We start from the raw sequence: 24,860 nt of genomic DNA on the forward strand, positions 1-24,860 counted from the left end.
AAATGATTTTTGTAGCTATATTGGCAGGTGGAATCGGATCAAGAATGGGGGACACAGATACTCCTAAACAATTTTTAAATTTAGGAGATAGGCCTATTTTAATCCACACAATTGAAAAATTTGTAATTATTGATGAAATTGATGAAGTGATAGTTTTAACTCCACAAAATTTTATAAATCACACTAAGTATCTAATTGAAGAATATATTCCAAATAATGATAAAGTGGTTGTGATTGAAGGTGGAGAAACTAGAAATGACACTTTAAAAAACAGTATTGATTATATTAATGAAAATCATGATGTTGATGATGATTCCATAATTATAACTCATGATTCTGTTCGTCCATTTGTAACTCATAGAATTATTCGGGACAATATTAAAGCTGCAAAAGAATGTGGAGCCTGTGATACAGTAATTCCGGCTACAGATACAATTGTAGAAAGTAGAGACGGTAAAGTTATTAAAAATATTCCAATCCGGGATTATTTTTATCAGGGTCAAACTCCGCAAACATTTAAAATTAATAAGTTGAATTCTTTAATTGATGATTTAAGTGATGATGAAAAGGAGATACTTACAGATGCTGCTAAAATATTTGTTTTAAAAGGTGTTGATGTATCTCTTGTTAAAGGAGATGTAACAAATATTAAAATTACATATCCTTATGATTTGAAATTGGCTAATACGATTCTAAATGATAAAAATGATTAATATTATTTACAGATTAGTAGCTCCAAAATTCTTTGAAGAAGCTATAGAAGAGATTAACATAGACGATGTAATTGTAAGGCCAACATATCTGTCAATTTGTCAAGCTGATCAGAGATATTATCAGGGTAAAAGAGCAAGTGATGTTCTTGAAGAAAAATTGCCAATGGCTCTAATTCATGAAGGAGTTGGGGAAGTGGTATTTGACAATACAGGGAGCTTCAATGTTGGAGATAATGTTGTAATGATACCAAATACTCCAACAAAAAAAGATGATTACATATCAGCTAATTACTTGCCGTCATCAAAATTTAGAGGCAGCGGTTTTGATGGATTTACAAGTGATTTAATTCAACTAAATCCAGACAGACTAGTTAAACTACCGGATAATTTTAATTTGAAAATATCAGCATTTATAGAATTAATTTCAGTAATCTGTCATGGAATAGACAGATTTGAAAAAATAGCTATTAAACACAAAAACAGATTTGGTGTTTGGGGAGACGGAAACTTGGGATATATTATGGCTCTGTTTCTAAAAGAGTTCTATCCTGAAAGTGAAGTTATAGTTATTGGAAAACATGGTGAAAATCTAAACTTATTTTCATTTGCTGATAAAACCTATAAATTCCATGAGGTTCCAGACGATTTAGCTGTTGACCATGGATTTGAGTGTGTTGGATCAAATGCATCACAGGCAGCTATTGATCAGATAATAAATACAATAAATCCTCAGGGATCAGTAATCTTATTTGGAGTAAGCGAATATCCTATTCCGATTAATACGAGATTGGTTTTGGAAAAAGGATTAACGATTCAGGGAATAAGTAGAAGTGAACGTAAAGACTTCTTGAAAGTAGTTGAAATACTTAAAAACAACCCTAAATTATTTGATTCATTAGATAAGTTAATTGGTGAAGTTGTAACTGTAAAATCATTAAATGATTTAAAAGAAGCTTTTGACAAAGATTATATCTCAGGTTTTGGAAAAACAGTGTTGGTGTGGGATAAATAATGTGTGAAGAAGAGGACGATGAGTTTACTGTAATCTGCCCAGTTTGTGGTGAGATGGTTGATGCAGGAGATGCAGTTTGTCCGTTCTGTGGAACTCCGATTTAAATATAAATTTTTTTAGAAGAAACTTTTTTTCATATGTTTTGAAGGATAAAATTCAGATATTTATTAAAATTGATTTTTTTTAAAAATGAAGAATTCCAAAGATTTAATAAAGTATTAAGTAAAATAATTATTGTAGTGATTAAATGAAGGACGTAAATATTTTAGTTGAGGCTTTACCTTATATTAAAAAATTCCATGAAAAAAAGATTCTGATTAAGTATGGAGGGCATGCTATGATAGATGAAGATGCAATGTCTTCTACAGTTAGAGATACTGTTCTTTTAAAATATGTAGGTATGGAACCACTTATTGTTCATGGTGGAGGTCCGGAAATATCTAGATCTATGGACAAGTTAGGTAAAGAACCTAAATTTATTAAAGGATTAAGGGTTACTGATGAAGAAACTATGGAAATTATTGAAATGGTTTTAGTCGGTAAAATAAGTACGGATATTGTTTCTCAAATTTCTTATCATGATGGAAAAGGTATCAGTTTATCTGGTAAAGACAGCAGATTGATTTTTGCTCATAAAAAACCAGTTAGTAAAGTTACCAGTGAATCTGGTGGGGAAGAAGAAATTGATTTAGGTCTTGTGGGAGAAATTGATTGCATCAATACAGATTTGCTTGAAATGTTTCTAAAAAACAATTATATTCCAGTTATCTCTCCTGTTGGTATAGCTGATGATGGATCAAGTTTAAATTTAAATGCAGATACTGCAGCTGGTGAAATAGCCAGTTCTGTTGATGCTGAAAAGTTAATAATTTTAACTGATGTTCCGGGAGTTTTAAGAGATCCTAATGATCAGAACTCATTAATTCAAAGAATAAAAATAGATGAAGTGCTGGATTTAATTGAACAGGGAGTTATTTCTGGAGGAATGATTCCAAAAATTGAAACATGTGTTAAAGCAATTGAAGATGGTGTTAAATCCTGCCATATAATTGATGGACGTAAAAAACATTCTCTTTTACTTGAAATTTTCACAAAAAACGGTATTGGAACTATGATTTATAAATAGTTCTTATTTTAAAAAATAAATGGAATATAATCTATAAATGATTATATTCTTCTCTTAATTTTCTTCTAAGCAGTTTCCATCCATTAACTCTTGGAAGCTCTTTTAGGCTAAATATTTTTCTTGGCACTTTATATCTTGAAAGATTTTCACGTGCATAGCTAATTAAACCTTCGTTGTCTTCTTTATTTTCCCAAACTACTGCAGCTACAGGTAATTCTCCGCGATGACAATCAGGAATACTGAAAATAGCTATTTCTTTTACTTCGGGATATTTGATTAGAACTTCTTCTACTTCTGTTGGATAAATTTTCCATCCGCTCATCACAATCATGTCTTTTTTACGGTCTGTAATGAACAAACGATTATCATCATCAAGATATCCGATATCTCCTGTTAAAAACCACCCATCTTCTAAAAATGATTCTTTTGTAGCTACTTCACGTCTCCAATAACCTTTAGCTACTGCAGGACCTCTTAGTGCAATTTCACCGTGTTCGTATTTTTCAAGCTCTTTGGTGTAGTCATGTTCATCAACAATTTTAACTTCTGAAAAACAAACTGGATGTCCAACACTTTCAAATCTGTCTGCAGTTCTATAATCCTCTGGTCTAATAACAGTCCCTGTTCCAATTACAATTGTTTCAGATAATCCGTAAGCATTAATTATTGGAATGCCGTATTTTTTATGGAATTGTTTCCAGATTTTTCTGTGTAGCGGTCCACCTCCACTTATTATTTCACGTACAGTTTTTAACTGTTTTTCAGCACCTGTTTCTAATCTTGTCAGGGAGTGTATTACAGGAGGCATTCCTGTTAGAACAGTAACATTTTCTTGTTGGCATAATTCAAGATATTCATCTAAATTAAATTGCTCTACCATGATGTAATAAGCTCCTGCTCTAAGTGCAGCTATTGCCCATGATAATCCTACATGAGCCATTGGATATATTCCCATGTAAACGTCGTCTTGTTTTAATGTTAATACATCACATTCATTATGGATTGCAGTGAAATAATTTCCATGAGTAAGCATGGCTCCTTTTGGTTGACCTGTTGTTCCTGAAGTGTACTGTAACTGACATAAATCATCCCAATCTGTAGGCTCGGCAGGTAAAATTTCTCCATTTTTATAATTTTCAATATTTTTTGGAATATATTTGTATAAATCAACAATATCTTTTGCATCTTCATCAGTAATCATTAATTTTGCCTGCGAATCATCAATGATGTATTCAAGTTCATGAGGGGTAAATACTCTGTTTGTTGGAATAGCTATAGCTCCAAGTCTCCAAATTGCAAATAATGAGAATAAATAGCTGGTTGAGTTATTTAAATATATTAAAACTCTGTCTCCTTTTTTAATGCTGCAATTTTTTAGGTCACGAGCAATTTCTGAAGTTATTGCTAATATTTCGCGGGAATTGTATTTTTCATTAGTTTTTGGATTGTATAAAACATTTTTATCTAATCTGCAAGCATTTGCATCAAGAAATGTAGTTATATTAAGCATTTAGTAGTCACCTTCAAGTATTTCATGCACGATAGCTTCAGTAAGTTCTGCTGTAGTGCTATTTCCACCTAAATCGGGAGTTAATGTTTTGCCGGCACTTACAACATTTTCAACAGCTTTATTTATTTTATTGCTTATCTCATATTCTTTTAAGTAATCCAGCATCATAGCTATTGTTAAAATCATGGAACATGGATTGGCTATACCTTTACCTGCAATATCTGGTGCAGATCCATGAACAGGTTCAAATAATCCGTGTTCATCTCCAATGTTTCCTGAAGGAGCAAGTCCAAGTCCACCTACAAGACCTGCACCTTCATCAGATAGAATATCTCCAAACAGATTGCTGGTTACAATCACATCAAAGTTTTGGGGCTGGGTAATAAGATACATTGCCGCTGCATCAACATAAAAATCATTGCTTTCAATATTTGGGTAATTTTCAGCTATTTTGTAAAAGCTTTCTTTAAATATTCCATCAGTTTTTTTTAAGACATTGCTTTTATGTACGCAGGTTACTTTTTCTTTTTGTTTGGCTATGCATTGTTCAAAAGCAACTTTAGCTATTTTTTCACTAGCTTTTCGTGTAATGATTCTTTGAGCAATTAGTTTATTGTCTTGTTCATATTCAACTTGGCTATAGAGTCCTTCAGTATTTTCACGAACTATTAGGAAATCAATATTGTCCTGTATTGATCTGACTCCTTTGTAGGATTTTATTGGCCTTAAATTTGCATAAACATCAAGTTCTTTTCTAAGATTTATAATTGGGCTTGGTTGGCATGGTGTGCTTGTACTAGCTCCAAACAATGTTGCATCTGATTTTTTAGCTATTTTAATGGTTTCTTCAGGTAATGTAACTCCATTTTTGTTGTAACATTCAAAACCGGCTTCACCATATTCAAAACTGAAATTCAAATCAAGTTTGTCTAGCAGATATTCGCCAGATTCCATTACTTCTTTTCCAATTCCATCTCCTGGTATTATTGCAATTTTGTACATTATTTCACTTATTTAATTTTGTTCGTATATTTTCGAAATATATTTATATAGTTAGATATAACTATTATATGTTTACAGTTATATTAAATATAGTGAGGAATGTTTATGTCAAAATCTGTTGAAGAATTAATTGAAGATTTAAATGACCAAGATGAATTTGTTGTTGAAGCGGCTGCTGGTGAATTGGAAATGATGGGGGAAGAATCTGTAGATGCTTTAATATCTGCATTATCCCATAGGAAGAAAAATATTCGTTTAAATGCAGCAAAAATTTTAGGTGCTATGTCTTATCCCAAATCCATCAATGCTTTAATCTTAACTTTAAGGGATAACAATAAATTAGTTAGAAGAGAAGCTTCTACTGCTTTAAGTCGTATGGGACAGTTAGCTGTTGATCCTTTAATTGAAATTTTAGATGATGAAGATTGGAGGGTAAGAGGTGCGGCTGCCTGGGCTTTAGGAAACTTAAAAGACGATGCAGCTATTGAACCACTTGAAGCACTTTTAGAAGATGAAAGCGGTTATGTTAGAGCCGGTGCTGTAAATGCAATAAATAGCATTAAAAATGAATAACTAATTTTGTTATTTTCTTCATTTTTTCCCTTTTTTTACCACTTTTTTTGAATATTGTTTAAATTTATATTTTTATAGTTATTTTTTTTCAGAAAATTTTTTGGTCGGAAGTAGTTTTCCACTACATTTATATAATATGAAAGGATAAATATTATATTAGCAAATATTCTATATCTTAATAATTTTACTATAACTTTTAGAATTACTGCTATTTTTTTAAAATAATTGTTTAGAATGATTAGTGAGTTATATGATTACAATAGGAATACTAAATTTACAAGGTGCCGTAAGTGAACATTACGACATTACAAAGAAAGCTATTGAAAATATGGGTATTGAAGCAGAAGCAATTTCTGTAAGGTATGCTGATGAAGTAGCTAACTGTGATGGTGTAATCATTTCTGGTGGTGAAAGTACTGTAATAGGAAAAATCATCAAAGAAAGAGGGATAGATAAAGTTATTAAAGATAACAAGATTCCTGTTTTTGGAACTTGTGCAGGAATGGTTTTGCTTGGTAAAAAAACTGATTTTGATCAACCGTTATTGGGAATTATGGACATTTCAGTTAAAAGGAATGCATTTGGAAGACAAGTAGATTCATTTGAAAGTCCAATTTCTATTTTAGGGGAGGATTATTTGGGAGTTTTCATTAGAGCGCCGTCACTTGATGATTATGATAAGACTAAAGAAGATATTAAAGTTTTATCTGAATTGGATGATGAGATAGTAGCTATTCAGCAAGGACATAATATAGCTATTGCATTTCATCCGGAATTAACTGATGATACTCGAATTCATGAATATTTTATAAAGGAGGTTTTAAATTGTGCGGAATAGCTGGTATAGTTTATAAAGATAAAAAATTACATTGTGCAGGTAATGATATGACCAATATGCTCCATCAACTTCAGCATAGAGGTCCTGATTCTGCAGGTTATTCAATTTATGGTGGAACTGGTCTTAAAGATGATGAATACATCTTAAAAATCCAAGTAAAAGAACAACCAAGATTATTAGAAACAGTAAAAGATACAATAAACTTTGTAACTCCAATTCAGGGTGATGAAGTTCTTCCATCTGTTGGAGATTCATTTATTTATAAATGTAAAGTTCAATTAGATAACTTTTCAGAACTTAAACCACTTATATCAACTGTTGATACAATTGATGATGTTATTGTAATTAATGGAAGTCAGGATTTTGAAATGATTAAGGATGTAGGTTCTGTATTGGATATTGCAGAAAGGTACGATGTACGTGAGGTTAAAGGAACTCATGCTATAGGCCATACAAGGTTTTCAACAGAAAGTGGTGTAGACAGATACCATGCACATCCATTTGAAACTTATATTGTTAAAGATGTTTCTGTTGTCCACAATGGTCAAATTACAAATTATTGGAACATTAGAGATCCATTAGAAAGAAAAGGCCATGTATTTGAAACATTTAATGATACTGAGTGTTTAGTTCATTATATTGCAGATAAATTAGATACGGGTTATTCTTTAGAAGAAGCACTGGAACAATCTGTAGAAGATATGGATGGTCCGTTTTCTTATATTATAGGAACTCCAAATGGTATTGGAATAGCTAAAGATAAATTAGGATTACGTCCGGGAGTAATGGCAGAGACTGATGATGTTTTTGCAATTGCATCTGAAGAAGTATCTTTAAGGGAAGTTGTTGATACTCAAAATATTGAACAAATTTCTCCTGGTGAAGTAATGGTGTATGAAATTTAAGGGTTGGTTTTAATGAAAATAAAAGAGTTAGATGCAGCATCACTTTCTCCACGTGAATTAAATTCACAAGTTAAAGAGTCTGCAAAAGATTATGATAAAATACTTATTAAAAATCCTAATGCAATGCATTATTTGGTTGCAGGAGTGACTGATGAAGTTAACATTGAATTGGATGGTTCTGTAGGTTATTTCACAGGAACAATGTGTGATGGTCCGAAAATTAAAATTAACGGTAATGCTGGCTGGTTTGTTGGAGATAATTTAACTGATGGTGAAGTAGTTGTTGAAGGATCAGCTGGTGATGGAGCAGGACAGGGAATCTATGGGGGAACAGTTGTTGTTCGTAAATCAGTAGGTTCAAGGACTGGAGAAATCATGAAAAACGGCACTATTGTCATTGGTGGAAATTCCGGATTTATGACTGGAATATTCATGATGGGTGGTCGTATGGTTATCTTAGGTGATGTGGGAGAAGATGTTGCAGAATCTATTATTCGTGGTGTAATCTATGTTAAAGGGGAAGTTAAAAGCTTAGGATATAATGCTAAAATTGACGAATTAACATGGGAAGATAAACTTGAATTAAAAGAGTTATTGGAAAAATATGATTTTGATTTAAAAGAAGATGAATATGACGAATTTAAAAAAATAGTTCCAGAAAGTGCAAGGCCATTTTACGGTCATTAATTGAATGGGAGGGAAGTATATGCCATATAGAGTAGAGAGAAATCCAGTTTTATGTAAGAAAAACTTTGGAAGACCTGGTTGTTGTTGGTATTTGTGTGATGACCGGGATGAAAAAATCTGTGGAAAGTGTTTCTCATGTTATAATAATTGTCCTCACGGAGTTTATGAAATTATTCAGGGTGAACCATATCCATTAAATCAGGAAAAATGTGTTGGATGTAGAATTTGTTTGGAAATGTGTCCGAATAGAGCTATTGAAGTAAATGCAATTCCGCAGGATGCAAGAGAAGCATGGGGGTTCCCGGATGTTGTAGAAATAGTGAGAAAAGCTCAATCAGCATCATATAAAATCAGAAGTACTGGTGCTTTAAGAAAAATTCCAGACTTTGATGATTTGGTGGTAATACCTGCGCAAGTATCAAGACCTCCTATTGATAAATATAGGGAACCATGTGGAACTGATGTTGTATTGGGAGATAGATATGCTGAAAATCCTTTAAAATTAGATACTCCTGTGATGATTGGAGCTATGTCTTTCGGTGCATTAAGTAAAGAAGCAAAAATGGCACTAGCTATTGGTTCTTCACTTGCAGGAACTGTAACAAACACAGGGGAAGGAGGGATGCTTCCTGAAGAACGTGAACTGGCTGATAAACTTATAGCACAATATGCATCTGGAAGATTTGGTGTTTCTGCAGATTATCTTAAACAGGGAGATGCAGTTGAAATCAAAATTGGTCAGGGAGCAAAATCCGGAATGGGTGGTCACTTGCTTGGTGAAAAAGTAACTGCTGAAGTTTCCAGAATCAGAAAAATCCCTGTGGGGTCTGATGCTCTGTCACCTGCAAGACACATGGATATTGTAGGTCCTGAAGATTTAAGTATGAAAATTTCCCAATTACGTGAAATTACTGACTGGAAAGTTCCGATTATTGTTAAATTTGCTTCAGGTAAAGTAGCTTCTGATGTAAAAATTGCAGCTAAAGGTGGAGCAGATATAATTGTTGTAGATGGTATGCAGGGAGGAACTGGAGCAGGACCGGATGTTATTATGGAACATTCAGGTATTCCATCACTTGCAGCTATTGTAGAAGCAGATCAGGCATTAAAAGAAATTAACTTGAGAGAAGATGTAAGTTTGGTAGCTGCTGGAGGAATTCGTTCTGGAGCAGATTTGGCTAAAGCATTGGCTCTTGGAGCAGATGCAGTATATATTGCAACAGCTGCATTAATTTCTATAGGCTGTAGGGTCTGTCAAATGTGTTATAAAGGTAACTGTAGTAAAGGAATAGCTACACAGGATTTATCATTAAGACACAGGATTGATTACAAGGAAATGGGTAAAGCAGTAGCTAATTATATAAATGCAATGACTGATGAGGCATGTATGCTTGTTCAGCAGGCAGGAAACACACATATTACAAAATTGGAAAAACAAAACTTAAGGGCCTTAACAATGGAAGCATCAGCTTTAACTGGTGTTCCAATGGCAGGTTCTGAAAACAGAAAAAATTAAATTCCAGGGGTCTGTTCAGCTAGACATAAATTACAAATAGCATTTTCATTGTCTTTTTGTTTGTCTTTAACTGGACAGTAATATTCTCCATTTTTTTCTTCTACTTTTAAACTTCCAGGAAATTCACTTCCAACCGGATGAATAGGCTCTTCCAAAATAAATGTTGTATAAAGAGCAACAATAATATAAATTAAAGGAAACTTATCTTCTTCTATTGTGTAATTTCTTTCTTTTTCAAACTGATGTTTTAATAAATTAAATGATTTATCAAAACTTTCTTTATCAATATCTTCATCTATATAATTGTTATTGTCAAGTATTTCCTTTACACGCATGATGAAGTATTTTACATAAACTTCCAAGTATTTTTCACGATAATTAGCTTGAACATATTTTCCTTCTTCCCTCATTCTAGCTGTTGCAAGCATTAGGTCATAGGGTGAAATTATTTTGCAATATTTTTTTAAGAGTTTTAATAATTCAGTTTTTGTTATTCTTTCTTTTGATGAAATATTGCGTAAATCTTGAAATATGTCTGTTGCTTTCATATATGTTAATTTTATAGTTGAATTATTTAAATTTTTTAGTTTTGTATTCTAAGGAAAACTAATTAATTTTTTAAAATAGATTTAAATAAAATAAACTTAAGATATTATATTGAATAATGTAAAATGTATACTTAAAAGTTTTTTAATACATATTTTGTACAATAAATTTAATAAATATTAATATTTTATCATTATTCATAAAAATTTTATAAATAATAAATAAGGTGATGATTATGGATAGTGAAATAAGCAAAATGATAATGGAAACTATGTTAACATTAATTACTACAGCATTTGCATTTGTTGCAGGTTTAGCTTGGAATGAAGCAATACAAAAATTAATTGAAGAATTTTACACTGCTGGAGGTGCAGTAACTGGATTATTAATATATGCAGTTATTGTAACTATTGTTGCTGTAGTTGTTACTGTATTACTTGCAAGAATTGCTGGAAAAATGGGTATTGATCTTGATAAAGACTAAATATCCTTTTTTATTTTTTTCCAAAAATTCTTTTTTGTATTGTTTTTTTTAGATGAATCATTTTATTGGCCATTATAATTTAAATAGTGCCAATGATAGAATGAACTTATTGTAAGTATACTTAATTTGTGTGTTTAAGTATAATTACAGCATTGAGGAAGTATATTATGAAAAAAAGATATTTTTTAGTTTTAATTTTAATTTCGTTATTATTTTGTTTAAATACTTGTTTTGCTCAGGATAATGACACTAGTTTAGATAATAATTTGATTACAAATGATAATGTCAAAATTACTACATATGATTTGGTTAAATATTATCAAAATGATTCACAATTTGAATTTAATGTAAAAGAAAATAATTTGCCTTCTAAAGATTGTACTGTTAATTTAAATGTTGGAGGTAAAAATTACACTAGAGTTACAGACAGCTATGGAAATGGAAAACTTAATATTCATTTAATGCCTGGCAAGTATTCAATTACTACTTCTTATAAAAATACAACTGTTAAAAATAATATCACTGTATTGTCATTTTTGGAGAGTAAGGATTTGGTTAAATATTATCAAAATGATTCTCAGTTTGTATTTAAAGTTTTAAATAAATCTACAGGAGGAACTGTTTCTAATGCAAAGGTAACTTTAAATATTAATGGTGTGTTTTATCATAAAAATACTGATGAGTGGGGTTTAGGTAAATTAAATATTAATTTACGCCCTGGAAAGTATATTATTACATTAATGTATGATAATCTTGCAACTGGTTATAATATTACAGTATTGTCATTTTTAGAGGGTAAGGATTTGGTTAAATATTACAAAAATGATTCTCAATATTTAGTTAAGGTTTTAGATAAATCTGGCAATCCTTTAATTAATAAAACAGTTAAAATGAATATTAATGGTGTATTTTATTATAAAGCTACAAATAATTTGGGAATAGCAAAATTAGATATTAATTTAAATCCTGGGGAGTATATATTAACTGCTTATTATGATAATTTGGAAATGGGTAATAAAATAAAGGTTTTAAGTAGAATATCAGGAGAGGATATTTCTTCAACTTATGGAAATCCAGTTAATGTTTCGGTTAATTTTGTAGATTCTACAGGAAATCCCCTATGTAATAAGTTAATTAAATTCAATGTTGCAGGCCAAATTTTAACTGCCTATACTGATGATAAAGGAATTGCAACAATTAATTTAAATAATCCTGCCGGAAATTATATTATAACTTATTATGCTGATAATATGTGCAGCAGTAATAAGTATATTGTTAAAAATGATTGTTTGTTAACAACTTTAAATTGGAATACTGGTGCAGATGTTACTAAAAACTCTTTAATAAAAAATAATTTACCTAACTCAGAATTAATCAATCAAGTCATTAATTCTGCAAAATCAGGCACACCTTGGATTACTTTTAAAGGTGGAATTGGAAATGTGGTATTTATTACTGCAGGTATTCATGGATCAGAGTTATCTTCTCAAGTAGCTGTGTTAAAGTTAATAAGTTATTTGGAAAACAATCCAATTAAAGGTACTGTACATATCATTCCATTTATCCAACCAAAAGCAACTGCTAGTAATGTTAGGAATTATAATAATGTTAATTTAAATTCAAAAGCAAATGTTCCGGGAACTATATCAAATAATGTAGTGGAATTAATATGTTCATTAAAATGTGATAATTATGGTGATTTCCATTGTACTCAACCTAACGGTGATCCTGGAAAGGATGTAGCTATGGGTTCTTATTCTCCCTTATCTGAAAGTGCAAAAATAGCTGATTTTATTTCTAAAAAAACAGGTTACTCTAAATTAATATATGATATTGCAGGTAAAGAATATGGTGGAGCTATGGAGGATACAGTTAATTTAAGGGGTATTCCATCTGTTACATGTGAAGTATTAACACCTCATGGTACGATTGCTGCTGGAAGTGTGGATAAATCATTCAATATGATGAAAGCATTGTTGCAGTATAATAACTTAATTTAATGATTTATGAGTTTTTTATTTTAAATCTAATTCCTTTTTTTAATTTTTTTCAAAAATTCTTTTTTTAGCATTTAAAGTTAATAAATTATTCTTTTAATCTTTCAACAATTTTTTAAATTAAAAATTAGCAGTTTTTCTTAAAAAGAGATAGTTCGAAGTAAAAAAGAGGAGGGTAATTAAAAGACAGAATAGTTATATATGTTTAATAATTTTGAATATGTTTTTACTTCAAACCTATATTTACATTATTTTTCATATTATAAATACTTTTTTATAAAAAAGTATTACTTAATTAATATTAAAATTTTAAAAAGTATTAATATAATTTCGAAACAAATTTTTCTTTGTGTTTTTTAATAATAATGTGTTTTCAAAAATTTTAAAAATGATAATTATTATAATATAAATAGATTATTTATGATTACAATTACAAAAAAAGAGGAAGTTGTTTTAAATCAGGTAGAAATATTTAATCCTGAATATTCTGAAGGAGTACCTATTAAACTTTTAAAAGAGGAATTAGGATTTCATGAATATGATTTGGTTCAAATTTTAAACACATTATCTGAAAAGAATCTAATTGAGTTTAATGGTAGCAGTGTTAAGTTAACTATTTCTAATAAAGAGATTAATGCAGTTAAATCTAAAAAAGATGTTGAAAAGATTGAACTGAATATTAAAGAAAAAGAATCTTATAATCTAATTAAAGAGTTAGTTGATGATAAGAATTTGGTTTCTAAGTATACTTTAGAAGGCCATTTGTTATATGGTGATTTAAAACTTTCTAATTTTAAAATGTATCATATTATTTTATCTCTGGAAAATAAAAACCTTCTAAAACCCATTAAAAAAGAAGATGGGGAGTATTATTTACTTGTTGAATAAGAAATATAGTAATATAAATTTCTTATTTTTTCATAACATTTATATATTTTAAGTTTAATATTATATTTAAATCACTTTGTTGTGGACGGTTTTTACTATGATGAGAATAAGTATGTCATTACCAAAAAAATTATTGGCTGATTTTGATGAAGTTTTAAAAGAAAGAGGTTATCAATCTCGTTCAAAAGGTATTCGTGATGCTCTTCAGGATTATATTGTAAGACATCAATGGATGAATGAGATGGAAGGAGAAAGAATTGGAATTATTACTATTATTTATGATCATCATTATACTGGAGTTATGGAAAATCTTGCAGATATTCAACACAGTTTCAGAAATGAAATTAACATGAATATGCATCTTCATATGACTGAAAAATATTGTATGGAAATCGTTGTTGTTAATGGGGATATTAGTGAAATTCGTGAGTTAACTGATAAAATAATGAGACTTAAAGGAGTAGAACACGTAAAACTCACAACTACTGCTAATGGTGAAGAGTTTAGTGATCCTGATCATGAACATAATCATCACCATTAATTTTATTTTTTTTCACATGAAATTTAAAACAACTCATTACCATTTTGATTTATTGAAAGATGAAGAAAGAATTTCAGCATTTTACGAAGCTATTGAAGATTTATCTGTCAATCAGGAATTAGCTTATGATTTAGGATGTGGAAGTGGAATTTTATCTTTTTTCTTAAATTCTTATTTTAAAGAAATAATAGCTATTGAACAAGATGTTAAAGCTAGTATATGTGCTAAAAAAAATTTAGAAAACTTTAAAAATATTAAAGTTATTAATGAAGATGTTTTTAATTATAATTTTTCTAAAAAATCTGATTTAATTGTTTGTGAAATGTTAGATACTGCTCTTATTGATGAAGAAGAAGTTCCAGTATTGAATCATGTAAGAAATTATCTAAAAGAGGATGGCAGAATAATTCCTCAGGGTATTATTAATATTATAGAACTTGCACACCTGGAGCGAGATTATATTCATTATGATGAAGATGTTTCTTGTGAAATTTTATCAAAGCCGGTTATTTATGATGAGATTAATTTTCTAAATGAAATAAATCCTAATTTTGAAAAAGTTATAACTTTAAAGGCTAAAAAAGATTCTTCAGTTAATGGATTGAAAATTACAACTGTTACTAAGCTTAACGATAATTTGGTTTGTGGACCTACGCCAATGTTAAACCCACCTCTGTTAATTCCTTTAAATGAAAAAAATGTAAAATGCAATGATTTAATTAATGTTAAATTAAAATATATTATGGGAAAAGGAATTGGAACTATTGAAGCAAATTATTATTAGGTGATTTTATTTCATTTAAAAGAGAGCTGGAAGAATTTTTAAAAAATAAAGAAAAGTTAATTATATTGGGAATTGGAAACGAGCTTAAATGTGATGATGGTGTAGGACCTTTTATAATTAATGAATTAAAAGATTTGGAAAATTCTGATTTAATAATTATTGATGGTCAAACAGTTCCTGAGAATTTCACAGGTAAAATCAGAAAAGAAAAGCCGTCACATGTAATTCTTGTTGATGCATGTTTGATGGGGTGCAGGCCTGGGGAATTTAAAATTGTAGACAAGGATGATTTTGTCAATATTGGAATTTCAACTCATTCAATGTCTTTATCATATTTTGTTAAATATTTAGAGCGAGATAATGATTTTAAGATAATATTTGTTGGTATTGAACCTGAATCTATGGATTATTCAGACATGCCAACACCAGCAGTTCAGAAGGGAGCTTATAAGTTTATAAATATTTTAAAGGAGATTTTATGAAAATTTTATTTATTGGTTCAAGATTGTATGATGATATAGATTATTATGTTAGAGAAAATGGTATTGAAAGTATAATTACTGAATCTAATGAAGATGCTATAAATCTGGATTTGCCTGATCAAGTTTTTATTGTACCTAGAGGTATGGACAGTCCAAAACAAATAGCCATCAGTCAGAATGTAGACGCGGTTGTACCATTAATAGGTATTGATCCACCATTAATAGAAGTAGCTAAAATGAAAGAAGAACTTGAAGCTGAAACGGATATTCCAGTAATAGCAGCAAATGTTCGTGCGGTTAGTTTAACTTCTGATAAAATTAAAACAAAAGAGTTCTATAATGAAATTGGTGTAGCTACTCCACAATATCAGATATTAACTAAGGATAATTTTGAAAATAAATTGGAAATGGAATTTCCAGTTGTTTTAAAGCAGGGCCAAGGTCAGGGCGGAAAAGATATTAAAGTAGCTAATTCTTTAGATGATGTTAAAAAGTACTTTGAAGAATTTGACCAGGCTTTATGCGAAAAATTCATTGAAGGTTCTGAGATTTCTATTGAAGTATTAGGGTATAATGGTGAATATATGCCTTTATCTCCAATTTATAAAGGCGAAACAACTTTGGAAGGAATTCATCCTTTAAATAAGGTTAAAACTGCTCCTTGTTTAGTTGAAGGATTAGATAATAATCTTATTCAAAGAACTGCATATAAAGTAGCTAAAAATTTAGCTTCTGACGGTATTTTTGAAATGGATTTTATGTTTTCAAAACAGGAACAGCAATTATATGCTATTGAAGTCAACACAAGACCAAATGGAACCAGATATTTAACAACAGCTACCTGTGGAGTTAATTCTTTATGTGAATTAGTAAATATGGCATCAGGTAAATTTTCTATTAAAGACATTCAGGACAAATTAGAATATTATTATGCTACTGAAATTCCTATTGGACATTATGAAGGTCCGGCTTTAAATGAACCTTTAAAATCCTTTAAAAATAATGATTGTGTGGTTCATGGACCTGAAGGATATCAGAGAATTACAGTTAGGGCAAATTCAAAAGAGCAATTAGACAAATATGTTAAAGATTTGATTTAATAATAACTTAAACACTATTAAATTAATTTTATATAACAGTAAGAATAAAATTAATATGATACATAATTTATGTGTGGTAAAATGAATAATGGGGATATGTTAATTCTTTTTTTAATAACATTTTTTGGTGCAATAATTTTTACATATTGTATTAAAAGAATATTACTTAATGCAAGGATAGCAGATAATCCAATTGTTAGTGAACACAGACATAAAAGCGGTACTCCTACAATGGGAGGTATTGCATTTTTATTTGTAATTTTGTTGATTATTGCTATTTATTATAATAATACTCCAATTTTAATCATGTCTTATATTATGCTTGCAGGAGGTATTGTAGGTTTATTGGATGATTTAATTGGTCTTAAGGTTAAAGAAATTCAGAAAGTTGTTGTAAACTGTTGTGATGAGGTAATTACTTTAGGCAGACTTGATGTTGAGCCTAATGAAGAAGTTAGAGTAGCTACTCCAAAAGCTAAAAAAGAAATTGATAAATTAGTGGAAGAGGGCAAAGTAGAAATTATTGGTGAGGTTCCAATTAAAACAGAACCTGGTGAACTTGAAAAAATCATTTGTCAAATTCTTTTAGGTGTGTTATTAGGTTTAACAGGGGTTGTAACTACAATTGGCGGATTTAATTTGGGAATATTGGCGTTTCCAGTAGTTATAATAGCTATTTTAGGTTGTATTAATTGTGTGAATTTAATTGATGGAATGGATGGTTTAGCTGCAGGAATTGTAGGTATTGCATCTTTTGCTTGCTGCTGTTACTTATATTTATGTGGAAATATGGCAGGTATTCCAGTATTCATAATTTTAACTGGATTATGTTTAGGATTTTTAGTATTTAACAAATATCCGGCATCTATATTTATGGGAGATACAGGATCATTTGTATTAGGTACTGGTTATGCTGCAGCTGTTCTTATATCTGATATTCCATATTTTGGTGTTCTTGCATTAGGTGTTCCAATAGCATCTGTTGTTGTTAGTTTGTTACATAGGGCAAATATTATTAAATTGCCTGTTGAACCGTTACATCACACATTAAATCATTATGGTATGTCTGAACGTAAGATTGTACTTAGCTATTGGGGTGTTACTGTGTTATTATGTGTAATTGGAATTCTTGCTCAGTTATACATATTCTAATTTTTCTTTTTCTTTTTTGGTGATTTTTATATGATTATACAAGATTTAGCTAGTTTTATTGAAGGCAACATTATTGGAAAAGACAGTTTTTTTGATGATGAAGGATTTACAGGAAGATTTACATTTTTAAATGATGCCATTGATGGAGATATTGTAATACGCCATAAAATTAATGATAAAGGTGTTGAAATTGCAGCTAGTAAAAATTTAGCCTGTTTAATTACTCAAAATCCTCAGGACGGAGCTTGTGATAAAGCAATTGAATTAAATTTTCCGCTGATTATTGTAGATAAAATAGAGTTAGCTACTGCTTATGCTCTTAAATGGACGATTGAAAAATTTTCTCCTGATTCAAAAAATGTTATTATAACGGGCACTAATGGAAAATCAACAACTTCTCATCTAATTTACCATATTTTAAAAAATACTGAATCACATGTTCTTACGAATACGGATAGTGAATCAGAATTTAATACATTAATTGATCCGATGGTTTCCAAATTAATTTCGGATGAAGTTAAAAATAATGGAAAATTGGACTATTTGGTTATTGAAGTTTCTGAAGTTCAAGGTTGGCTTGGAAATTTAATGAAACATCATGCATATCTGATGGCCAGTGCAGTTAAACCCTGTGTTGGAGTTATAACTAATATAGCTATGGATCATATAGGGCTTGTAAACTCTATTGATGAGGTTTTTGATGAAATAAATCAAGTTCCTAATGCTATTGGAGATGGAGTTACAGTATTGAATTATGATGATGATTTAGTGATGAAATTAACTCCAAATAATCCATTTTTATGTTCGATGAATAAATTCGACTCAAAAAATCCTCATGTTTATTATGATGATGGAATTTTTTATGAAGGTAATCTGATTTTGGAAAATAATGATTTGCCATTTACTTCTCATCATTTTATTCAAAATATTTTATCTGCAGTTGCAGCATGCATATCTTTAGATATTGATATCAAAAACATTGTTGAAGGGGTAAAATCTTACAGACCATTAAACAGAAGATTTTCAAAACTTCATGAAAATCCGTTAATTGTAGATGATTTTGCACATAATCCTGACGGTATAAAGGCTACAATTGCGGAAACTTATAAATTACTTCCAAAAAACCAAACATTATATGTTGTATGTTCTATCAGAGGTTCAAGAGGCGTGGAAATCAACAAATTGAATGTTGAAGCATTGGTGGAATCTATGAATGATAATATAAAGCTGGTTTTATCTTCAAGTAATGATGTTGTTGACCATTTAAATTTTGTTGAAGATGAAGAGCGAGAAATTTTCTTTGAAGTGTTAAATCAGAATAATATTGATTATAATTATTTTGATAATTTATGTGACTGTTTAAAAGACACATACAGGTGTGCTGATGCGAAGGATATTATTTTATTAATTGGTGCACAGGGAATGGACCCTGCTGAAGGTCTTTTGGAAAATATTTTAAGGAAATAATTTAAATATTACAAAATTTTAATATAATAAATGTAATTTATTTTTCTATTGCTTATTGATGGAAAAATTTAGAGGATAAAAACATGTTTATAAAGATAAGAAGAGATACATTAATAATTTTATTATTAGCATTCATCTTGATTCTTTGCGGTCGTTTAATAACATATGTTGCTTATGCGTCCTCTGATGAAGTTACTGATGGTGTCCCTATTTCTGGAATCATAGTTAAAGGTAATGATGTTGTTCCTGTAGATATTATTAGATCTAATGTTATGCAATCTGGTTTAAGAGACGGTAGTGTAATTCATGGAGATATTTTAAAAACTTCTAAAAAAGAAGTTTCACTGCAGGATGCGATACAAACGGCTCAAGAGTTTGCAAAACGGTCAACAGTTCCGGGAACATCAGTTGCACCTATTTCTGCTGCAGATGTTCAGGTGGATAAAAACACAGGTATTGTTACAGTAACCGTTATTGAAGATTTCTCGTCAGTTGAATTAAAGAATACGACAAATCAGGGTTAATAGAGGGATAGTTTGAAAAAGTGGAGTATACCAATAATTTTCTTTATAATATTTATGATGTGTATAAGTAGTGTGGCTGCTACTTGTAATGTAATGGTTATCACTGATCCTACTGGTAAAGATCCAAATGGAGCGGCTGCTGGAAGTATGTCTTTTGCAGATAACATGTTCCAATCAACATTTTTAATGTCTAAAGAACATCATTTTGCGGTTCTCTCAGGGGGTACTGGTGGTTCAGACTCAAGGTTGGATTCAGTTGTAAACGCTGTTGCTTCTCTTGAAAACAATGCATCTGCAGCTTCTGCAGCTTCAATCGCCTCTAAATATCAGGGAGCTCGTCTAATTGTAGGGGGTCCTGAAATGGGTATTTCAATTGGAGGTTCTTTTGATGCATATGTTGTTACTGTAGATGGTAATGGTTCTATTACTGTAACTCCTTATTCCTCAACTTCTGGTGGAATAGCTACTTTACAGCCAGGACAAAAAGGAGCTATTATTCATTTAAGGAATTCTGAAGGAAACCCATTATATGGTACTGCAGATACTGTTCGTAAACAAACTGCAATTAATATTGGAAAAATGATTAGGGATGGATATCCAGCAACAACCATTGTTTCTGAAGCTATGGGTGAAGTAGCTAATGATTCTGGTGAAAAATACGGTGGGGGTGCGGTAAACCTTGTATCTGGTTTATCCACTGGTGATATGTTCACTCCTAAAGATTTAAATGAATCTGGTTATCCGATGAATGAAGTTTATTCAAAATCTTGTGATGATTGTGGATGGTCTGTAGGTTATCCGTCATCTGAGAATTATGAAGTTTGTCCGGTATGTAATGGTGAGTTAACAACAATTTATGCATATGAAGCATTGGGAAATGCAATTACGGTAACTTCGGATTCTGTTAGTGTTTCAGTTTATGGAAGTGAAAAACCTGGACTTGCATCAACGACTAAACAAATTGTGGATGCATCAGTTGCTAAAAATGGATATGATGCATCAGCTATTGCAACTTCAATTAACAAAGGTATTAATAATGGTCTTTTAGTTGGGGTCGATCATGTAGAACCTAAAGATATTAATGTTAAAAAAGACTCTAAAGCAGTTGGTGTATATTACACAGCATTAAATGGAGATAAATCAGCTCCATCTTGGGATTTACCAGTTGATGCAAGCATATTGAATATTTTAGGCAGTGTACAAACTGCAATTGGAGTAATTTTAATATTGCTTGTAGTATTTAGAAGTAGATTATTGAAATCGTTCCAAAATCGGTGAAATTTTTCACCATTAATTATTTTTTTTAAAACAGTGATACTATGGCATTGGTCTTAATAAGAGGAGAAAACAATTCAAAACTACTAAATGCAATTGCGGACATGGAAAGACATGGAAATTTAAATTTAGCAACTAAACCAAAAATAATTGATGCAAAATTTGCTGATTCATTAGTTGAAAAGATTCTAAATTCTAAACTCAGAACTAGTTCTAAAGTTGCTACTGCCTTTTTTGTTAAAGAAGATATAACTTTAAGTATTATGCAAATTAAAAAAATTCATCCGCCAGCTCATGTTGTAGTTGTTAGTGATGAATATGATGTTTTCAATCAATTAAAAAATAAATTGAATAATGCTCCTGATTTTAAAGGGTATTATTCTCATAAAGCTAAAAATGGCGGAAAAATAGACTATAAACTAAAAGGAAAAGTAAAACATATTGAGAATAAGAAAATAAATAGCTATTCAAACAAATAGCTATCTTTTTTTAATTTTTACAACATTACCGAGAGTACGGCCTTGTGAAGAGTTACCTGTGTACTTGCTTAAATCCAGTTCTTCCACATTCTCAATTAAAGTAATATTTAAAGCATTTTCTAATTTTTTTGTTAATCTTATATCTGGAATCATTTTACCAGATTCAATTCTATTTATAACAGAAACTTTTTCATAGATTTTTTGACCTAATTCTTCTCTTGATAAGTTTTTAGATTCTCTGGCTTTTCTAATTTTGATGTTAAAATCTTCAATTAATTCTTCTTTTGGTTCATCTTTAGAGTAATTTTGTCTTGTTTTTTTATTTTTCTTAGGTTTGTTTGATTTTCTAAATTTTGGTTTTGGAGGTGCTTTTTGTATTTTTCCAAGCTTAGCACATTCATCACAAACAATCATGACAGATCCTTCAATTTTTGCTCTTTTAGGATTGTCAGATACTTGTCTACCACAAATTTCGCATTCCATATTAATCAGTTTTTTCCTAATTTAATTAATTAAGTATTTATCAGTTAATGTATATAATTAATTTCCCATAAATTTTAAATATTATCATTTAGTAAAATAGCATAATAATAAAATTTAAATATGTTAATGTTACTAATGGTTATTAAAGTAACATAGATGTCGAAATTATAAAAATTTTCAATCAATATTATTGGAGATGAGTCCTATGGATAATATTAATGATTTGGAGAATTCTTCAAAAGAACAATTAGTTGAGAAAGTTGAATCAATGCAAGAAGAAATAGATTCATTAAAAGAAGAAAACTCCAGAGCTAAAAGTAATTTAATGTGGAAAGTTAGGAAATTAGAAAAAGATAAAGTTCTAATCGAAAATGAAAAAATCAGGTTAGAAAGAGAAACTAAATCCTTACGTTCTGAAGTAGAAAGATTCAGATCACCTCCTTTAGTTTTAGCTACTATTACTGAAGTTTTGGATGATCACAGAATGACTGTTAAAAGTAGTACCGGACCTAGCTTTTTAGTTAATTATTCAAAATTCTTAGATGAAAAATTATTAGTACCAGGTTCCAGAGTTGCTCTAAATCAGCAAACCTTTGGTATTGTAGAAGTTTTACCATCAGAAAAAGATGCAAATGTTACAGGAATGGAAATTGAAACAAAACCTGATATTACATATGATAAAATTGGTGGACTTGAAGATCAAATAATTGAAGTTAAAGAAACTGTTGAACTTCCTTTAAAAGAACCAGAATTATTTGAAAAAATAGGTATTGACCCTCCTAAAGGAATATTATTATATGGACCTCCTGGAACAGGTAAAACTTTACTTGCAAAAGCAGTAGCTAATGAAACAAATGCTACGTTTATCAAAATTGTAGCTTCTGAATTTGTTAAAAAATACATTGGAGAAGGAGCAAGGCTTGTTCGTGAAGTATTTGAATTAGCTAAGGAAAAAGCACCTGCCATTATTTTCATTGATGAACTTGATGCTGTTGCAGCTAAAAGACTTAAAAGTTCCACTAGTGGAGATAGAGAGGTTCAAAGAACTTTAATGCAGTTACTTGCAGAACTTGACGGATTTGAATCTAGAGGGGATATTGGAATTATCGGAGCAACAAACCGTCCGGATATTTTGGATCCTGCATTATTAAGACCTGGTCGTTTTGACAGATTCATTGAAGTTCCGCTTCCTAATGATGATGGAAGAAAACAAATCTTAAAGATACATACTAAAAACATGGCTTTAGATGAAGAAGCAGACTTGGATTTGCTCAGCAGTTTAACTGACGGTCTTTCTGGTGCTGATTTAAAAGCAGTATGTACTGAAGCAGGTATGTTTGCTATTCGTGAAAAAAGAGACAGAGTTACAGTAACTGATTTTATGGATGCTGTGGAAAAAGTTCTTGACAAAGAACGTGACGATGAATTTATAAAAGAAGCAGGCGTGATGTTCGCTTAAATAATATGTAAGCCAATGATGAACCCTATGAGCTCTGATATGTGATGAATGATGGGCGAGCTGAGGCTTACTTTTTAAATCTTATTTTCTTAAAAAACTTTATTTAAAATTAAATTCTAATACAATATTATGTTGTTTAATAAAGATGATAAAATAACTAATGAAAAAACTATTTATCAAACCAAACCTAATATGCTTTTAGGATGTAAAAAAGCTATTTTTGGAGTTATTTTATTAATTGTTGTTTTATCTGTTGCATCACCGATTATTACATTTATTGGTGAAATGCAAGTATATTTAATATCTTATGTTAAATTATCTTTAACAAGGTATGCAGCTATTGCACTTTTTGTAATTATACTTTTTATTATTCTGTATATAATTTGGCAGTTAATCAACTGGTATTATATGGAGTATATCTTAACTGATTCAAGAATTATTATTAAATCAGGAGTTTTATACACCAAAAAAAATTACATGCCTTATGGAACAATTCAGGATGTAAGTACCTCTCAAAGTATTGTAGCTAAAATATTAAATGTTGGAACAGTTTCTGTTTATAGTGCTTATGATAACAATCAAATGAAATTAGCTAATATTTCAAATGTTAGTGAAGTTGAAAACATAATTTTCTCAAGAATATCAAATCAGAATAATTTAAGAGGCAGACATTCCAGAAATGATTTTTCTGTAAACAGACCTCAAAATGAATACTATTCTGATGATGGATATTATGAACCTTCTAATGACTACCTGTCAAAAAGAAGGCAATATTTAGATGAAGATTACTATGATGAAAACGAGTACTATGAACCTCAGGAGTATTATAAAAAAGAACCTGTTAGAGATTATGAATATTATCCTGAAGAATTAAACTTTGAAGAAGAAAAAAGGCATAATTATGAATATGAACCTTATATGGAAGATTCTTTAGAAGAAAATATTGAAAATGCTATTAACAATATGGATAACAGATCTCAAAGCAGGAGCTATTATAATGAAGGCATAGGTGATTATTCATATGGTGATGATGATTACTATAGGGAAAATGAAGCTGAACTTTATTATAATGATCCAGACACTCAAGATTCAAAATTTGAAGAAAAAGATATAGATACTCATACAAAAGATTCTAAAGAAACCATCATTAGAAGACATTTTGATAAATTTAAAAAATGATTTTTTTTAAAAAAAGATTAGGTGAAGTTAATGGAATTACTATGTATACAATCTCAGGAACATGATAAATTACCTCTTGCAGAACTAAAAGCAGTTATTGAATGTGAAAATATGGAACTGAATATTTCCAAAATAACT

At 30.1% G+C, this 24,860-nt stretch carries 28 protein-coding genes (1 of these 28 only partly in view); 24 read left to right on the forward strand and 4 right to left on the reverse strand.

Annotation, left to right across the window (positions count from 1 at the left end):
• The first annotated feature begins 2 nt into the window (after positions 1 to 2).
• From ACMC9J_RS07355 to argB, 4 genes are all read left to right on the forward strand, one after another.
• Positions 3 to 713, forward strand: a complete 711-nt coding sequence (locus tag ACMC9J_RS07355) for an IspD/TarI family cytidylyltransferase (RefSeq protein WP_094516675.1) — start codon at positions 3 to 5, stop codon at positions 711 to 713.
• Positions 697 to 1,725 (forward strand): ribitol-5-phosphate dehydrogenase, encoded by a 1,029-nt coding sequence (locus tag ACMC9J_RS07360; RefSeq protein ID WP_094516676.1) that lies wholly within the window; start codon positions 697 to 699, stop codon positions 1,723 to 1,725. Before ACMC9J_RS07355 ends, ACMC9J_RS07360 begins: the two co-directional genes overlap by 17 nt.
• Positions 1,725 to 1,829, forward strand: coding sequence for a zinc-ribbon domain-containing protein (locus ACMC9J_RS07365; protein ID WP_019264264.1), 105 nt, complete (start codon positions 1,725 to 1,727; stop codon positions 1,827 to 1,829). The genes ACMC9J_RS07360 and ACMC9J_RS07365 overlap by 1 nt, the downstream gene beginning before the upstream one ends.
• A gap of 143 nt (positions 1,830 to 1,972) precedes the next feature.
• Complete coding sequence (gene argB, locus ACMC9J_RS07370; RefSeq protein WP_427003153.1) at positions 1,973 to 2,851, forward strand: acetylglutamate kinase; 879 nt, start codon at positions 1,973 to 1,975, stop codon at positions 2,849 to 2,851.
• A 31-nt stretch (positions 2,852 to 2,882) separates the two neighbouring features.
• On the opposite strand, the gene ACMC9J_RS07375 is transcribed toward argB, so the two are convergent.
• Positions 2,883 to 4,361: a class I adenylate-forming enzyme family protein gene (locus ACMC9J_RS07375; protein ID WP_427003154.1), complete on the reverse strand. Its 1,479-nt coding sequence runs from the start codon at positions 4,359 to 4,361 to the stop codon at positions 2,883 to 2,885.
• Positions 4,362 to 5,363: a homoisocitrate dehydrogenase gene (gene aksF, locus ACMC9J_RS07380; protein ID WP_427003155.1), complete on the reverse strand. Its 1,002-nt coding sequence runs from the start codon at positions 5,361 to 5,363 to the stop codon at positions 4,362 to 4,364.
• A gap of 105 nt (positions 5,364 to 5,468) precedes the next feature.
• Here aksF and ACMC9J_RS07385 point away from each other — a divergent pair, with 105 nt between their 5' ends.
• From ACMC9J_RS07385 to ACMC9J_RS07405, 5 genes are all read left to right on the forward strand, one after another.
• The gene (locus ACMC9J_RS07385; protein WP_019264260.1) at positions 5,469 to 5,936 is read left to right on the forward strand and encodes a HEAT repeat domain-containing protein; all 468 of its coding nucleotides are present in this window, start codon (positions 5,469 to 5,471) and stop codon (positions 5,934 to 5,936) included.
• 250 nt (positions 5,937 to 6,186) lie between these two features.
• Positions 6,187 to 6,774, forward strand: coding sequence for a pyridoxal 5'-phosphate synthase glutaminase subunit PdxT (gene pdxT, locus ACMC9J_RS07390; protein ID WP_019266299.1), 588 nt, complete (start codon positions 6,187 to 6,189; stop codon positions 6,772 to 6,774).
• Positions 6,762 to 7,679, forward strand: a complete 918-nt coding sequence (locus ACMC9J_RS07395; protein WP_019264258.1) for a class II glutamine amidotransferase — start codon at positions 6,762 to 6,764, stop codon at positions 7,677 to 7,679. Before pdxT ends, ACMC9J_RS07395 begins: the two co-directional genes overlap by 13 nt.
• Before the next feature lie 12 nt (positions 7,680 to 7,691).
• Positions 7,692 to 8,366 (forward strand): GXGXG domain-containing protein, encoded by a 675-nt coding sequence (locus ACMC9J_RS07400; RefSeq protein WP_019266298.1) that lies wholly within the window; start codon positions 7,692 to 7,694, stop codon positions 8,364 to 8,366.
• 19 nt (positions 8,367 to 8,385) lie between these two features.
• Positions 8,386 to 9,882, forward strand: a complete 1,497-nt coding sequence (locus tag ACMC9J_RS07405) for a glutamate synthase-related protein (RefSeq protein ID WP_019266297.1) — start codon at positions 8,386 to 8,388, stop codon at positions 9,880 to 9,882.
• On the opposite strand, the gene ACMC9J_RS07410 is transcribed toward ACMC9J_RS07405, so the two are convergent.
• On the reverse strand, positions 9,879 to 10,430 hold the full coding sequence (locus ACMC9J_RS07410; RefSeq protein ID WP_019264255.1) for a DUF2115 domain-containing protein: 552 nt from the start codon (positions 10,428 to 10,430) through the stop codon (positions 9,879 to 9,881). The genes ACMC9J_RS07405 and ACMC9J_RS07410 overlap by 4 nt on opposite strands.
• A 233-nt stretch (positions 10,431 to 10,663) precedes the next feature.
• Between ACMC9J_RS07410 and ACMC9J_RS07415 the strand changes: the two genes are divergently transcribed.
• The 12 genes from ACMC9J_RS07415 (at position 10,664) to ACMC9J_RS07470 (ending at position 21,601) form a co-directional block, all read left to right on the forward strand.
• Positions 10,664 to 10,912 carry a DUF5654 family protein gene (locus ACMC9J_RS07415; protein WP_250416462.1) on the forward strand — a complete coding sequence of 83 codons (249 nt, stop codon included), beginning with the start codon at positions 10,664 to 10,666 and terminating at the stop codon, positions 10,910 to 10,912.
• 167 nt (positions 10,913 to 11,079) lie between these two features.
• The gene (locus tag ACMC9J_RS07420) at positions 11,080 to 12,912 is read left to right on the forward strand and encodes a hypothetical protein (protein ID WP_427003156.1); all 1,833 of its coding nucleotides are present in this window, start codon (positions 11,080 to 11,082) and stop codon (positions 12,910 to 12,912) included.
• 417 nt (positions 12,913 to 13,329) lie between these two features.
• On the forward strand, positions 13,330 to 13,797 hold the full coding sequence (locus ACMC9J_RS07425) for a hypothetical protein (protein ID WP_094516680.1): 468 nt from the start codon (positions 13,330 to 13,332) through the stop codon (positions 13,795 to 13,797).
• Between the two features lie 97 nt (positions 13,798 to 13,894).
• Complete coding sequence (nikR, locus tag ACMC9J_RS07430; RefSeq protein ID WP_049780176.1) at positions 13,895 to 14,338, forward strand: nickel-responsive transcriptional regulator NikR; 444 nt, start codon at positions 13,895 to 13,897, stop codon at positions 14,336 to 14,338.
• A gap of 16 nt (positions 14,339 to 14,354) precedes the next feature.
• Positions 14,355 to 15,122, forward strand: coding sequence for a methyltransferase domain-containing protein (locus ACMC9J_RS07435; RefSeq protein ID WP_019264250.1), 768 nt, complete (start codon positions 14,355 to 14,357; stop codon positions 15,120 to 15,122).
• A 65-nt stretch (positions 15,123 to 15,187) separates the two neighbouring features.
• A complete protein-coding gene (gene hycI, locus ACMC9J_RS07440) occupies positions 15,188 to 15,604 on the forward strand; it encodes a hydrogenase maturation peptidase HycI (protein ID WP_019266293.1) in 417 nt (138 codons plus the stop codon).
• Positions 15,601 to 16,704 carry a carbamoyl-phosphate synthase gene (locus tag ACMC9J_RS07445; protein WP_019266292.1) on the forward strand — a complete coding sequence of 368 codons (1,104 nt, stop codon included), beginning with the start codon at positions 15,601 to 15,603 and terminating at the stop codon, positions 16,702 to 16,704. Before hycI ends, ACMC9J_RS07445 begins: the two co-directional genes overlap by 4 nt.
• Positions 16,705 to 16,773: 69 nt before the next feature.
• The gene (locus tag ACMC9J_RS07450; protein ID WP_019267613.1) at positions 16,774 to 17,856 is read left to right on the forward strand and encodes a glycosyltransferase family 4 protein; all 1,083 of its coding nucleotides are present in this window, start codon (positions 16,774 to 16,776) and stop codon (positions 17,854 to 17,856) included.
• 30 nt (positions 17,857 to 17,886) lie between these two features.
• Positions 17,887 to 19,323 carry a Mur ligase family protein gene (locus tag ACMC9J_RS07455; RefSeq protein ID WP_019267612.1) on the forward strand — a complete coding sequence of 479 codons (1,437 nt, stop codon included), beginning with the start codon at positions 17,887 to 17,889 and terminating at the stop codon, positions 19,321 to 19,323.
• Positions 19,324 to 19,406: 83 nt separating this feature from the next.
• Positions 19,407 to 19,847 carry a hypothetical protein gene (locus tag ACMC9J_RS07460; protein WP_004036888.1) on the forward strand — a complete coding sequence of 147 codons (441 nt, stop codon included), beginning with the start codon at positions 19,407 to 19,409 and terminating at the stop codon, positions 19,845 to 19,847.
• Between the two features lie 54 nt (positions 19,848 to 19,901).
• Positions 19,902 to 21,125 (forward strand): hypothetical protein, encoded by a 1,224-nt coding sequence (locus ACMC9J_RS07465; RefSeq protein WP_019264245.1) that lies wholly within the window; start codon positions 19,902 to 19,904, stop codon positions 21,123 to 21,125.
• A gap of 41 nt (positions 21,126 to 21,166) precedes the next feature.
• Positions 21,167 to 21,601, forward strand: coding sequence for a DUF356 domain-containing protein (locus tag ACMC9J_RS07470; RefSeq protein ID WP_019264244.1), 435 nt, complete (start codon positions 21,167 to 21,169; stop codon positions 21,599 to 21,601).
• Here ACMC9J_RS07470 and ACMC9J_RS07475 read toward each other — a convergent pair whose 3' ends face one another.
• Positions 21,602 to 22,084 carry a multiprotein bridging factor aMBF1 gene (locus ACMC9J_RS07475; RefSeq protein WP_019264243.1) on the reverse strand — a complete coding sequence of 161 codons (483 nt, stop codon included), beginning with the start codon at positions 22,082 to 22,084 and terminating at the stop codon, positions 21,602 to 21,604. It abuts the gene before it with no gap.
• 268 nt (positions 22,085 to 22,352) lie between these two features.
• On the opposite strand from ACMC9J_RS07475, the gene ACMC9J_RS07480 reads away from it, so the two are divergent.
• The 3 genes from ACMC9J_RS07480 to ACMC9J_RS07490 form a co-directional block, all read left to right on the forward strand.
• Complete coding sequence (locus ACMC9J_RS07480) at positions 22,353 to 23,543, forward strand: proteasome-activating nucleotidase (RefSeq protein ID WP_371921668.1); 1,191 nt, start codon at positions 22,353 to 22,355, stop codon at positions 23,541 to 23,543.
• A gap of 129 nt (positions 23,544 to 23,672) precedes the next feature.
• Positions 23,673 to 24,722 carry a PH domain-containing protein gene (locus ACMC9J_RS07485; RefSeq protein ID WP_019264241.1) on the forward strand — a complete coding sequence of 350 codons (1,050 nt, stop codon included), beginning with the start codon at positions 23,673 to 23,675 and terminating at the stop codon, positions 24,720 to 24,722.
• Positions 24,723 to 24,752: 30 nt separating this feature from the next.
• Positions 24,753 to 24,860, forward strand: partial view of a TIGR01177 family methyltransferase gene (locus tag ACMC9J_RS07490; protein WP_427003157.1) — the 5' end (the start) only. Its footprint extends 930 nt past the window's final position; 108 of the gene's 1,038 nt are visible here — the first part of the coding sequence; its start codon is at positions 24,753 to 24,755; its stop codon lies beyond the right edge, outside the window.

The organism is Methanobrevibacter intestini, from assembly GCF_047402955.1.
Lineage (GTDB): Archaea > Methanobacteriota > Methanobacteria > Methanobacteriales > Methanobacteriaceae > Methanocatella > Methanocatella intestini.